The sequence below is a fragment of the Terasakiella sp. 4MB5A genome (assembly GCF_050058155.1).
Classification (GTDB): domain Bacteria; phylum Pseudomonadota; class Alphaproteobacteria; order Rhodospirillales; family Terasakiellaceae; genus Terasakiella; species Terasakiella halodenitrificans.
This window is the reverse complement of record NZ_CP188815.1, coordinates 2,692,791-2,705,079: the sequence shown is the minus strand read 5'-3', so window position 1 is coordinate 2,705,079 and position 12,289 is coordinate 2,692,791. Positions and strand designations below refer to the sequence as shown.

The following is a 12,289-nucleotide window of genomic DNA, read 5'->3' as shown; positions in this document are numbered from 1 at the left end:
ATTTAATCGCGTGTTGTTGCCGCTGCAATAACGTGGATCCATCCCAAATATCCGTCTTCTGCCGCCCGTTTCCAGACAGCCATACCTTCACAGGCGTGATCGAAGGCGTCTTTGCCTATACGCGGGATGATTTCGCCTTGCTTGCGTTCCATTTGTTTGAGGGTCCAGCCATAAGTCAGGGCAACATTTTCGGACCAGTCTTCCCATTTTTCGACCTGAAAACCGCAGGCTGCCAGATTGACTTCATATTCATGTTTGGACCACATGGTCGGTGTTTTGACCCGCTTAAGGATGGCTTCGCGCAAGGCAGGCGGGGTGGAACGGCGCAAGGTGACTTCGGAAAAAGCCAATAGGCCAAACGGTTCCAACACGCGATGGGCTTCATTGAGAACAACATTGCGATCGCCTGCATGAAGAAAGCTTTCCTGACTCCAATAGACTTCAAAACTATTTGCCGCATAGGGCAGGTGATGATAATCGCATTTTTCAAATTTCACTTTATCAGACAGGCCTTCTGCCTTCGTCAGTTCTTCGGCGTAATCAAGCTGTCTTTGTGAAATGTTTGTGGCAAGGACAGAACAATCGAAACTACGTGCCAGTTGTCGCGCCAGGCTGCCGTATCCACAACCGACTTCAAGGACTTTGCTTTCTTTATGTAAGACAATGCCATCAATCATGGTGTCTTTGGCGCGTTGCATTGCAATCGGCAGGGCTTCTTCTTTGGACTGAAATTTGCCAAGATGAATGCTGTTTCCCCATATCGCGCGATAGATATCGTCTGCGGTGCCATCGTAATAATCTGCCGCCAATTCAGCAGAAGGGCTTAAAATAGCGGTGGATTTTGCCAGAGAAAGAGAAGTCATAGGAAGTCCAGTATCGGTATCTTTAAAAGCAAAAAGCCGTCGCAAAGCACGACGGCTTTTTTCTTAACATAACCTGTTCTGCCTTAAGCGCAAGCAGTTGTGGCTTCGGGTGCACAATAGAGATTATAAAGAGTCTCTATTACAGTTGAAGCTTCTACCCCTTTCAGGGAGTAATAAATCGTTTGCGCATCACGACGGGTTTGCACAAGATTATCGCGGCGCAAACGGGCGAGATGTTGAGATAGGGCTGACTGGCTCAGTCCGATAATCTCTTCCAGTTCACCAACCGATTTTTCCTGATTGGAAATCTGACATAAAATCATTAAACGATGTTGGTTGCTCATCGCTTTGAGCAGGGTGCTGGCGCGGCGGGCGTTTTCTTCAAGTTTCTGAAGTTCTATATCCATGGTTCTGTTCGCATATGGTTAATGGTTTTGATTACATATAATTTTGTGTATATAAGAAAATCTCATAAAGTGAATATAAGCAGTTGTACAGGTATATTCCATATAAAAAAACATATATTACGAAAAAAAATAGTATATGCTGTGAATGTAATTTTCGCTTAAGCTGTATCGTGTTTTGGTTTTATATTAATAAAGTGATTATCCGTTGGAAAAACAAGAAAAAACAACCCCGCAGGTTGAAATAGATAAATATTTGGATGCGACGGGGATGCGTTGTCCGATCCCAGTTTTGCGTGCCGGTAAAGAAATAAAAGCGATGAAATCGGGTGAAGTTTTGGAAATAACGGCTTCAGATGCGCAGGCACCTCGTGATTTCCGTGATTTTTGCGAGGCCTCTGGCCATGAACTTTTGTTGAATGAAGAACGGGATGGGAAATACCTTATCATCCTTAAAAAAGGCTGATGAAAAGAGTAGATTTTCCCCGAATATAACCTATGATGCATATGCAACCTGATACATAAAGATAATGCAAAGCAGGGGGGAAGGCTATGTCCACATTGTTATTGACGCATCCGGTGTGTATGAAACATGACACAGGTGAACATCACCCGGAACGTGCGGCAAGATTGCGCAAAATTCTCAGTTATTTAAACCGAGAAGAGTTTTTTATGCTTCATCGTGATGAAGCGCCGATGGCAACCCATTCACAATTGGAACTGGCCCATCCAACTAATTATATTGAGGCTGTTGAACGTGCCGTTCCTAAAATGGGTGAGCATCTGAATGCGATTGATGGTGACACAATCGTTTCTGCCGATACGTGGGAAGCGGCTTTGCGCTCCGTCGGGGGGGCCTGTTATGGGGTCGATGAAGTCATGGCGAAAAAAGCGCGTAACGTTTTTTGTGCGACACGTCCGCCGGGCCATCATGCGGAAACGACCAAGGCAATGGGCTTTTGTTTTTTTAATAATGCGGCCATTGCGGCGATCCATGCTGTTGCAAAATATCCCGAAGTAAAAAAAGCGGCCGTGATTGATTTTGATGTACATCATGGTAATGGCACGCAGGATATTTTTTATAACAGTCCAAATTTATTTTATGGATCGTCCCATCAATCGCCGGGGTACCCGGAAACGGGCAAGGAAAGTGACACGGGCGTTGCCAACAATATCTGCAATGTGGAATTGGCACCGGGGTCACGACCAGAAGAATTTCGTGCCGCTTATGAAGAAAAAATCCTTCCGGCCTTGCGTGCATTCAATCCAGATTTTCTGGTTATTTCTGCTGGATTCGATGCCCATGCCCGCGACCCGTTGGCGCATCTTCGTTTAACGGTCCAGGATTTTATCTGGGTAACGGAAGAGCTTCTCAAAGTCGCGAATGAATGTTGTCAGGGGCGTGTGGTCTCGGTTTTAGAAGGGGGCTACGACGTTGATGCCTTGGCTGCCAGCGTTGCCGCGCACGTCAAAACTTTGATGCATGCTTAGAATTCAGTCCTAAAAACTTGCCCTGAGCAGGCGGCGGGCGTACATTGGCCCGCCCATCAATCTATAGAGTTTTAAAGATGTCTCAGACTGAAATCGAAAATTTAAGCTTCGAAGAAGCCCTGTCCCAATTGGAGGAAATTGTACGTCAACTGGAAAGCGGTTCCGGTAAATTGGACGATGCAATCACTGCCTATGAAAAGGGGGCGTTGTTAAAACGCCATTGCGAAGCCAAGTTGGCAGAGGCCAAAGCAAAGGTCGATAAGATTTCGCTGGCCCCTGATGGCAGTGTCAGTGCAGAACCGACTGAGATTTCTTGATAGAAGGCCGCAATTGTGACTGATTTAAAAGTGGCTTTACAAGAACAGGCCGAAGACGTTGATAAAGTTTTAGATGACTTGTTACTTGAACCGGAAGGTCCGGAAGCACAAGTCGTAAAAGCCATGCGATATAGTGCGCTTGGTGGTGGTAAACGAGTACGTCCGTTTTTAGTAATGGCCTCTTCTCGTTTGTTCGGTGTGTCTGAAGCCAGTGCATTACGTGTCGCGGCTGCTTTGGAAATGGTGCATTGTTATTCTTTGATCCATGACGATCTACCGGCAATGGATGATGATGATTTGCGCCGTGGGCGACCTACTTGCCATATTGAATATGACGAAGCCACGGCAATTTTGGCGGGTGATGCGTTGTTGACCCTCGCGTTTGAAGTTTTGGCCGATGAAGAAACACATCCTTCCCCAAGTGTACGTTGTGCGTTGGTTGGCGAACTTGCCAAGGCATCTGGGATGAACGGAATGGTTGGCGGTCAAATGATTGATTTGATGGCAGAAACCCGTGAACTCGGTATTCCTGAAATTACCCGTTTGCAACGTTTAAAAACAGGTGCCTTGATTGTCTTTGCTTGTAAGGCCGGGGGCATTCTGGGGAAGGCGGAAGAATTGAAAATGCATGCCTTGCGCAATTACGGGCATGATTTGGGGCTGGCTTTTCAAATTGCGGACGATTTGTTGGATGTGGAAGCATCCGAAGAAGAAACCGGCAAAAAAGTAGGCAAGGATGCGGAACGTGGTAAAGCAACGTTTGTGTCCCTTTTAGGGGTGGAACGCGCGCGTGAACAGGCCCAGATGTTATCAAAACAAGCTTGCCGTCATTTAGATGTTTTTGATTGCGATACAGAATTATTGCGCGCGATGGCCCAATATGTGGTAAACCGCCGCAGCTAAATAATATAAGACTTAAGGATGAAAGACGTGTCTGACACACCTTTACTCGATACCGTTCATTCCCCGGCCGATTTGAAAGGCATGAACCTTGAACAATTGCGCCAATTAACGGATGAATTGCGTAACGATGTTGTGCGCCATGTTTCGCGTACCGGTGGACATTTAGGTGCAAGTCTGGGGGTTATGGAACTAACCGTTGGTTTGCATCATGTGTTTAATGCACCCGATGATAAAATTATCTGGGATGTTGGACACCAATGTTACCCTCATAAAGTTCTTACTGGACGACGCGATCAGATGGGCACGTTGCGTCAGGATGGTGGTATTTCCGGTTTTACTAAACGCACAGAAAGCGATTATGACCCTTTCGGTGCGGGGCATAGCTCCACCTCTATCTCTGCCGGTTTGGGCATGGCGGTTGCACGCGATTTAAAAGGTGGCAACAATCATGTGATTGCGGTTATCGGTGATGGGTCCATCACAGCAGGTATGGCTTACGAAGCCATGAATAATGCTGGTGCGCTGGACAGTCGTTTGATCGTTATTCTGAACGACAATGATATGTCGATTGCACCGCCTGTCGGGGCCATGAGTTATTATCTGTCTGAACTTTTGACCAGTACTACATTGAAATCATTCCGCCACAGTGCGAAAGACTTGGTTAAAAAACTGCCGGGCAGTCTGGCGCGTACGGTGAAAGATGCAGAAAGTGCGGCGCGCAAAATGGTGACGGGCGGCAGCAATATTTTTGCTGATCTTGGCTTTTATTATGTTGGTCCGATCGACGGGCACAATCTGGATCATGTGGTATCTGTGCTGGAAAACCTGCGTGATGATAAAGACCCCGGCCCTGTTTTACTGCATATCAAAACCAAAAAAGGGCACGGCTATGCGCCAGCTGAAAATTCGACTGATAAATATCACGGTGTTTCCAAATTTGATGTGGTGACAGGCAAGCAGCAAAAAGCCAAATCCAATGCGCCGAGCTACACGGGTACATTCGCTAAGGCCTTGATTAAAGAAGCCGAAACCGATGAAAAAATTGTTGGTATCACCGCTGCGATGCCGTCCGGGACCGGGTTGGACAAGTTCAGTGAACGTTTCCCTGATCGGATGTTTGATGTGGGGATTGCTGAGCAACACGCGGTGACTTTTGCTGCCGGATTGGCGGCCGAAGGGTTCAAACCGTTTTGCGCCATTTATTCAACCTTCCTGCAACGTGGCTACGACCAGTTGGTTCATGATGCGGTGTTGCAGCATTTGCCGGTTCGTTTCGCGATTGACCGGGCGGGCTTGGTCGGCGCAGATGGACCGACCCACGCTGGTTCGTTCGATATTGCTTATCTCTGTACCTTGCCTGATATTGTCGTTATGGCGCCAAGTGATGAAGCCGAATTGATGCATATGGTGGCAACATCTGCGCAAATTGATGACCGTACCAGTGCGCTGCGTTATCCCCGTGGTGAAGGCGTCGGTGTGGAGTTGCCGGAAAAAGGATCGGTTCTTGAAATCGGCAAAGGCCGTATCGTCAAAGAAGGCGGAAGCGTTGCAATCCTGTCTTATGGGACACGTTTGGCCGAGGCTTTATTGGCTGCTGAAAAACTCGAAACACTCGGCTTGGCGACAACCGTTGCGGATGCCCGTTTCGCAAAACCGATAGATCGGGATTTAGTGCGCAATCTTGCCAATAATCATGAAGTTCTGATCACGGTTGAAGAAGGCAGTGCCGGTGGCTTTGGCGCCCATGTCGTGCAGTATATGTTAAGTGAAGGTCTGATGGATGGTGCGTTGAAAGTGCGTTGTTTGACGATGGAAGATAAATTTGTCGATCATGGTAACGTGCATCAACAGTATGAGACTGCCGGCATTAATGCATCCGGTATGGTCAATGCAGTTTTAAAAGCTTTGGGACGATCAGCAGAAGATGCCCAACGTGCCTGAACATAAGAAACAGAAAGTCACCAAAACCCGATTGGATCAATTGTTGGTCGATCGGGGGCTGGTGGAATCACGCACACGCGCTCAGGCCATGATTATGGCGGGCAATGTCTATTCTGATACCAAGCGTTTGGATAAGGCTGGCCAGAAAGTTGCCGAAGATATTGCGATTGAATTGAAAGGTCAGGATCACCCGTGGGTATCACGTGGTGGTTTGAAATTGGTCAAGGGACTGGATGAATTTGATATCGCGGTTGAGGGTTTTATCGGCATTGATGTCGGGTCGTCTACAGGTGGGTTCACAGACGTTTTACTGACGCGTGGTGCGAGAAAGGTTTACAGTGTTGATGTCGGGCATGGTCAGCTTGCCTGGAAATTGCGATCCGATGAACGCGTTGTCGTCATGGAACGTACAAACGCCCGTCATTTGACGGCGGACGATATCCCGGACCCGGTTGATATCGTGGTGTGTGATGCCAGCTTTATCGGTTTACAAACTGTGTTGCCCGCTGCAATGGATTTGGTACGAAATGGTGGCTATTTGATCGCTTTGATCAAACCGCAGTTTGAAGTGGGCAAAGGCCGTGTCGGCAAAGGTGGTGTCGTGCGTGAACCGGAATTACATCAGGAAGTCTGCGATAAGATTGAAAACTGGCTGAATGAATTGGATGACTGGTCCGTTGTCGGTTTGACACAAAGTCCGATCAAGGGGCCGGAAGGCAATATCGAATTCCTGATTTGCGGGCAGAAAAAATAAGCACTTTTAAGTGAGCGCAATATCGTTAAATCCTTGTGAAACATATTGTATTCAAGCCAAGTGTGATACTGTACAGGTCTAGTTGTTTTTGTTCCTGATGCAGCAGGTCCGTCATGATACGTATAGTATTGGCGTGTTTCTTTTCCTTCATAAATGTGTTCTTTTCCATAGATGCAATTGCGGATGTCAAAATCGCCGTTATTGGAAAAATGAAAAATGACAGCTTTTATTTGCAAGCTTATCAAGGCTGTCAATATGTGGCTGATAGCGTAAAAGATATGTCTTGCCTTTTTGATGGGCCACTTGATTTTCAAGATCCAAGGGCACAGGCTCACGTCATTGAAACAGCGCTGGAGCGCGATGTTGACGCAATCTTATTGTCGGTCACGGATTCAACTTTTTTGGCGGAACGTGTCCTGAAGAAGATTAAGGACAGGGGAATCCCTCTTGTTACGTTTGATTCTGATTTATTGAAAAAACATCAAAGCTATAGAATTGCCTACGTTGGAACCAATAATTTTGATTTTGGCAAGGCGTTGGGGGAATATGCCCAACGTTATAAAAAAGAAACGGGCTTAACCGAAGTTTGTATTCAAACCGGGGGACGTACAACTCCAAACTTAAATGAGAGATTAAAAGGTGTGCGGTTTGCTTTATCTGGCGGGATGCAAACCCGTCGCTTAGAAGGCGAGAATGGTTGGATAGAATATGAACGTTGTCCCTTTTATAACTTAGGAAAAACCGGGCAAGCTTTGATACAGTTGAAATATATTTTAAAGCAGGAAAAACCACCCGTTTTTATTGCGGTAGCCGGGTTTGCACAATTTTCTCCAAACTATATTCGGGAAGTTATGCCCTATCGCGAACAGATTCAAACAGGGCAACAAGTTGTTATTTCTGCAGATGCTGAAGAAGCGCAGCTGGAAGCATTAAAGTTGGGTCTTTCAAGTGTGAATATAGGGCAACGCCCTTTTGAAATGGGGCGATACGGTGCACAATTGGTATATGATATTGTGAAACATCAAAAAATGCCGCAGAAAGAAATCAATTATCTTGGTTTCTATTATTGTAAAATAGGTCAGCCGAATTTGTGTTCTTTGGCTCGGCAATAATTTTTTATTAGGCTGTTAATATATCCAGAAGAAGGCCCGTTAAACGACGGCGCAGTCCGTTTTGCGGCCAGACGATATAAATCGGCAGTGGCGCAACGCTCCAATTTGGTAAAACTTCGGTCAAACCTCCGGTCTTGAGTGCGTGATCCAATAAATCAACCGGTGGCGTTGAAAGACCAAGGCCGTGACGGGTGAGTTCATACATGGCCTGCACATTATCAACTTCGATTTGTGATTGTGAAAAAACTTTATGGGATGTGCCATCAGGGGCTATCAGTTGCCTGTAAGGGGGCATCATTTTCATTTTGATCCAGCCCCAGTTTGAGAGATCGTCCGCATGGGTGGGAATTGGTTGTCTGTTGTAATAGCCTTTGCTGCAAACCAGTTTGCGTTCGATTTGTCCGATTTTGCGTGATTTCAAGGTACTGTCGCCCATTGTCCCAACCCGTAAGGCGAGATCAAGGCCGTGTTCGACCAAATCGACACGTTCATCTGTAAACCGGATATCAAGTGTGACCTGTGGGTAAGCACGGCAAAAATGCGCAATTTTTTTCATGACGGGATTTTGGATGAGCCCGGCGGGCATTGTTAATACCAAATGCCCGGATGGTATCTCTGATCCTTCACTTAGATAGTTTAAGGCATGATGAGCGGCCTCTACCATGATTTGTGCCTGATCAAAAACGTTGTGGCCTTCATTTGTCAGGGAAAGCTTTCGAGTGGTTCGATAGAGAAGGGGAACACCGTGGCGGCGTTCAAGATCACTGATTTGATGACTGACAACGGAAGGGGACAGGTGAAAATGACGGGCACATTCACGAAACGACCCAAGTTCAACCGTTTTGACAAACAGGGCCAAGGCGCGGAGGTCATCAATCATTATATTAATATCCAGAACAGTATAATTTTATAATTCTGTATAATAATATATTTACGGCGTGATTACATTTTCTTTCCAACAGAGAAGGGAGATTTTTATGACGCTTTTTTTGGCAATGACCAGTTTTGCAATGGCACTTTCCATATCGCCGGGGCCTGTCAATATGGTGACATTGGTATCCGGTGTAAATAATGGTGTGATGCGGACGTTACCGTTTGTTATCGGTGCTTGCGTGGGGTTTACGGCATTGCTGTATATGACAGGGGTGGGGACCGGAGCCTTGTTACAAAACTATCCGCGCGCCATGGATATTTTGCATTTTGGAGGAACAGCTTTTATTTTTTATATGGGGGTGCGCATTGCCTTTGCCAAAGGAAGTCTGGAAAAATCGCAAGCAAGGTTGCCAAAATTTTATGAAGGTTTTTTGCTACAATGGCTAAATCCGAAAGCGTGGATTGCATGTTTGTCCGGTATTGGTGCTTTTGCAAGTGGTGAAAATGAAGCTAATTTGACGATTTTTTGCGTTCTCTATTTTTTTATATGCAGCGTAGGTGTGGGGTTTTGGGCGGTGTTAGGTGCCGGGGCCCAGCATTTTCTGGATGATGAAAAGCGGTTACAAATTTTTAATCGCATGATGGGGGCGATTTTGTGCGTGGTTGCGACTTATTTATTTTTTGAAATATAAACTAATACGCTCAAATTGTTTTGAGGTGTTCTATTTTGATCAAGAAAGGCCTTTGTAGTAGAATACCTGCTGGTGAGAGAATTCATCGAAGGCTCCAGAAAGGAGAAAATTATGAATATGGTAGCGACAAATGCGCTCTCTGCATTGGCAGGGGATGCGCGAACAAACACGCGTCTTTCCAATAAGGGGAATGACGATTTTGCCTCGACCCTTTCTTTAATTTCAGATCATATATCCAAGCGCCAATTTGACAAGGCAGCGAACGTGATTGCTCGTCTGAATGAAGAAGACGCAATCGTAAAAAAAATAAAACAGGCATTGGAAGATGCCAAACTGGTGCAAAAGCTTGATGATCAACGCCGTTCTGAAAGTGAAGCCCTGAAAAAAATGCGCACGGCTGTTGAAAATGCCCGTGAAGCGGAAAAAGAGCGGGCACGGCAGAAAATTGAACAAATCAAGCAAGAAATTGCCATGTTGATGATGATGGCACGTATCAACCCCAAAGCAGTTGCCCGACGTCTTGCGCAGTTATCGAAGGAGCTGGCTGCTGCTGTTAAGGCATATGGTAGTGCGAGTACATCCAGTTCTGTATCGACTGGTATGGGGACTGAAACCGCTGTGGCATCAAGCGCAAGCGGGAATGCTGGGGGCGCTCAGGCGCAAGCTGTACCAACGGGGGGGATGGAAACCGTATCGAGTGCGAATGCTGTTCCGACAACATCACAAGGTGAAGAAGGCAAAAATGCTTCTTCTCAAGATACTGCGCAGGGGCAACCAGCAGAGAAAGAAAAACTGAAAGCTGAATTGATGGGGATTACCCAAAAACAAGCAGAGCAGTTGTCGCGCACACAAGAAGATCGGGATTTTATGAATGAAGTTCGAAAAGTTAAAGGCCAATTAAAGGCGCTTATTGAACTGGTGAAACAGCAGTTGGAATTGGAAGAAAAGGGCAAGGACAACGATGATGTAAAGTCTGCCGAAAAGTCATTGCGCGATGTTGATACGGAACTATCAAGCTTACAAAGTGATGTTCTTACAGTTCAGCTTTCGGTTAATCTTTCAGTTTAAAAGAGAAAACCGTGTATGAGGCTACGCAATATAATGGCGATTGCAGCACCGAGCAAAGCGGGTTTTAAAACTTCTGCAACCCGTTGCCCCGCAGAAATGAGAACCGCAATCCCTGCGACATCGTAGGGGTGAATGAGAAAGCCTGCCAATCGGTTAAATTCTTGAATGCTGACCTGGCCTTGATCTAAAAACTCTTTCATGACCCCCATCATTGCGGTTCCGCCTGCAATATATTTACTGATGGTCGCCATGATGACGCCGCCGGGTAAATTTAAGGTATTCAGCAGCGGGGTGAGAATTTCTTCAAGAAAGGTCATCACACCGGCTTCGCGCATAATGGACACAAAGACAAGGGCAAGCACCAGCATCGGAATTGCACCGACGGTGATTTTTAAGGCTTCAGCACCGGCCTTGTTAATGACATCAAGGACGCCTTTGGGGCCATCGGCGTCTTTATGTTTGACGATCATGGGGTTGTCATCGTCGCGATCCGGTAAATTCCGGGCGAATACATGGTAAGTTAAGGCTGCACCAATGAGGCCACATATAGCAGAAACGCCCATTGTGATCGGCGCATTCAGGCCAAGGGCCGCCATTGGGAAGACCACATTGGCCTGTGCCATTCCCAGCACCATGGCCAGCGTTGCAGCAATGTGCCGCCGTGGTGAGCCGCCTTTATCCATCATAGCCAGCGTGGCCATAGGGGCTGCAAAGCTGACAAATAGAACCTGTATCATGGCAAAGACGCCAAGGCCGGGTAACCCAAAGGGACGCAACATAGGGGCGACGATTGCGACGAAACGGTCTAACAGACCTTTGGCTTCCAATAGACGCATGACGCTCAGCATTACGATCATGACAGGCAGCAAAACAAAAAGCGCGAGTTCAACTCCAGCGCGTCCTGCATAAAGAATAATGGAAGCAAATTCGCTCATAGCAATATAGCCCTTATTAGTTTGGGCTTCTATGTATCAGAAAATGGGAAAAAGAAAAACCGTCCCGGGCGTGGGGGTAGGAACAGGGGGGGAAGTCGCCCGGAACGGTAGGAAACGTGGCTGTCTCAATCTTCATTCATAATGAAATCAGATATCATCAACTTAGTGAGGTCATTATTAATCCGACTCTCCTACTCTGTCAATATAAATTGTAATAATTATAAGTTACGATCCTATGACAGAAGGTAGTCGAGCTTAATTAACGTGAGAGGGCATGGTATTCAGGATTGGGGATCATATCCAAACCGTGTGCCATCCTATTGGTATAATTGAAAAATGCCGTCACATCCGTAATGTCGCAAATGGCATCGTCTTCCCATCCCGCTTGTTTAAGAGCCGTACGGTCCTCATCACATATGTCATGGGGAGTATCTGTTAATTTCCATGCATAGTCGAGCATTGTACGCTGTTTTTTATCAAGCTCTGCGATTCTATAATTCATCACTAGCATTTCACCCAGTTGTGGGTCATCTGAGAGTTCGCGCACTGTTTGACCGTGGGCAACGAGGCAATAATAACAACGATTGCAACTGGATACGACAACAGCAATCATCTCGCGTTCCAATTTGGTTAAAACAGAATCGCCCAGCATCAATTGATTGTAGAATTTACTGAAGGTGCGAAATTTATCGGCATTGAATGTAAAGGCCCGCAGAACGTTGGGCACCATTCCCAGTTTTTCTTCACATTTTGCGAAATACGCCTGAATGTCCTCATCTAGCTTTGTTTGGTCGGGCAGGGCAACTTTGACGATATGATCGGGTTGCGGCATGCTTTCCTCCTGTTACTTAATGTTTGGTTTACATATTGTTTGTTATATGAACAACTTTATTATCATATTTGTCAGACAAAAGAAAATAAAAAAATAATACCCGG

14 protein-coding genes are annotated in these 12,289 nt (G+C 46.2%); 9 read left to right on the top strand and 5 right to left on the bottom strand.

Annotated elements, in window-relative coordinates:
- Nucleotides 1-2: 2 nt before the first annotated feature.
- Together ACI0FF_RS12650 and ACI0FF_RS12645 are read right to left on the bottom strand one after the other, a co-directional pair.
- The gene (locus ACI0FF_RS12650) at nt 3-863 is read right to left on the bottom strand and encodes an SAM-dependent methyltransferase (protein ID WP_419797175.1); all 861 of its coding nucleotides are present in this window, start codon (nt 861-863) and stop codon (nt 3-5) included.
- Between the two features lie 83 nt (nt 864-946).
- Nucleotides 947-1,270, bottom strand: a complete 324-nt coding sequence (locus ACI0FF_RS12645) for an ArsR/SmtB family transcription factor (protein ID WP_419797174.1) — start codon at nt 1,268-1,270, stop codon at nt 947-949.
- 205 nt (nt 1,271-1,475) lie between these two features.
- Here ACI0FF_RS12645 and ACI0FF_RS12640 point away from each other — a divergent pair, with 205 nt between their 5' ends.
- The 7 genes from ACI0FF_RS12640 to ACI0FF_RS12610 all read left to right on the top strand — a co-directional run bounded on the left by ACI0FF_RS12640 (nt 1,476) and on the right by ACI0FF_RS12610 (nt 7,785).
- Complete coding sequence (locus ACI0FF_RS12640) at nt 1,476-1,733, top strand: sulfurtransferase TusA family protein (RefSeq protein WP_419797173.1); 258 nt, start codon at nt 1,476-1,478, stop codon at nt 1,731-1,733.
- A gap of 86 nt (nt 1,734-1,819) precedes the next feature.
- Nucleotides 1,820-2,758, top strand: a complete 939-nt coding sequence (locus tag ACI0FF_RS12635) for a histone deacetylase family protein (protein WP_419797172.1) — start codon at nt 1,820-1,822, stop codon at nt 2,756-2,758.
- Between the two features lie 77 nt (nt 2,759-2,835).
- Nucleotides 2,836-3,075: an exodeoxyribonuclease VII small subunit gene (locus tag ACI0FF_RS12630; protein WP_419797171.1), complete on the top strand. Its 240-nt coding sequence runs from the start codon at nt 2,836-2,838 to the stop codon at nt 3,073-3,075.
- 12 nt (nt 3,076-3,087) lie between these two features.
- Nucleotides 3,088-3,978 (top strand): polyprenyl synthetase family protein, encoded by an 891-nt coding sequence (locus ACI0FF_RS12625; protein WP_419799707.1) that lies wholly within the window; start codon nt 3,088-3,090, stop codon nt 3,976-3,978.
- 18 nt (nt 3,979-3,996) lie between these two features.
- Nucleotides 3,997-5,919 (top strand): 1-deoxy-D-xylulose-5-phosphate synthase, encoded by a 1,923-nt coding sequence (gene dxs, locus ACI0FF_RS12620; protein WP_419797170.1) that lies wholly within the window; start codon nt 3,997-3,999, stop codon nt 5,917-5,919.
- Nucleotides 5,912-6,673: a TlyA family RNA methyltransferase gene (locus ACI0FF_RS12615; protein ID WP_419797169.1), complete on the top strand. Its 762-nt coding sequence runs from the start codon at nt 5,912-5,914 to the stop codon at nt 6,671-6,673. Before dxs ends, ACI0FF_RS12615 begins: the two co-directional genes overlap by 8 nt.
- A 113-nt stretch (nt 6,674-6,786) precedes the next feature.
- Complete coding sequence (locus ACI0FF_RS12610) at nt 6,787-7,785, top strand: substrate-binding domain-containing protein (RefSeq protein WP_419797168.1); 999 nt, start codon at nt 6,787-6,789, stop codon at nt 7,783-7,785.
- A gap of 7 nt (nt 7,786-7,792) precedes the next feature.
- Here the strand turns inward: ACI0FF_RS12610 and ACI0FF_RS12605 are convergent, their stop codons facing one another.
- Nucleotides 7,793-8,665, bottom strand: a complete 873-nt coding sequence (locus ACI0FF_RS12605; protein ID WP_419797167.1) for a LysR family transcriptional regulator — start codon at nt 8,663-8,665, stop codon at nt 7,793-7,795.
- Nucleotides 8,666-8,762: 97 nt separating this feature from the next.
- Between ACI0FF_RS12605 and ACI0FF_RS12600 the strand changes: the two genes are divergently transcribed.
- On the top strand, nt 8,763-9,350 hold the full coding sequence (locus ACI0FF_RS12600; protein ID WP_419797166.1) for a LysE family translocator: 588 nt from the start codon (nt 8,763-8,765) through the stop codon (nt 9,348-9,350).
- Between the two features lie 111 nt (nt 9,351-9,461).
- Entirely contained in the window at nt 9,462-10,418 is a 957-nt protein-coding gene (locus ACI0FF_RS12595; protein ID WP_419797165.1) for a hypothetical protein, read from the top strand.
- Here the strand turns inward: ACI0FF_RS12595 and ACI0FF_RS12590 are convergent.
- The gene (locus ACI0FF_RS12590) at nt 10,415-11,353 is read right to left on the bottom strand and encodes a nucleoside recognition family protein (protein WP_419797164.1); all 939 of its coding nucleotides are present in this window, start codon (nt 11,351-11,353) and stop codon (nt 10,415-10,417) included. The genes ACI0FF_RS12595 and ACI0FF_RS12590 overlap by 4 nt on opposite strands.
- A gap of 259 nt (nt 11,354-11,612) precedes the next feature.
- Nucleotides 11,613-12,185, bottom strand: coding sequence for a peroxidase-related enzyme (locus ACI0FF_RS12585; RefSeq protein WP_419797163.1), 573 nt, complete (start codon nt 12,183-12,185; stop codon nt 11,613-11,615).
- Nucleotides 12,186-12,289: the final 104 nt, after the last annotated feature.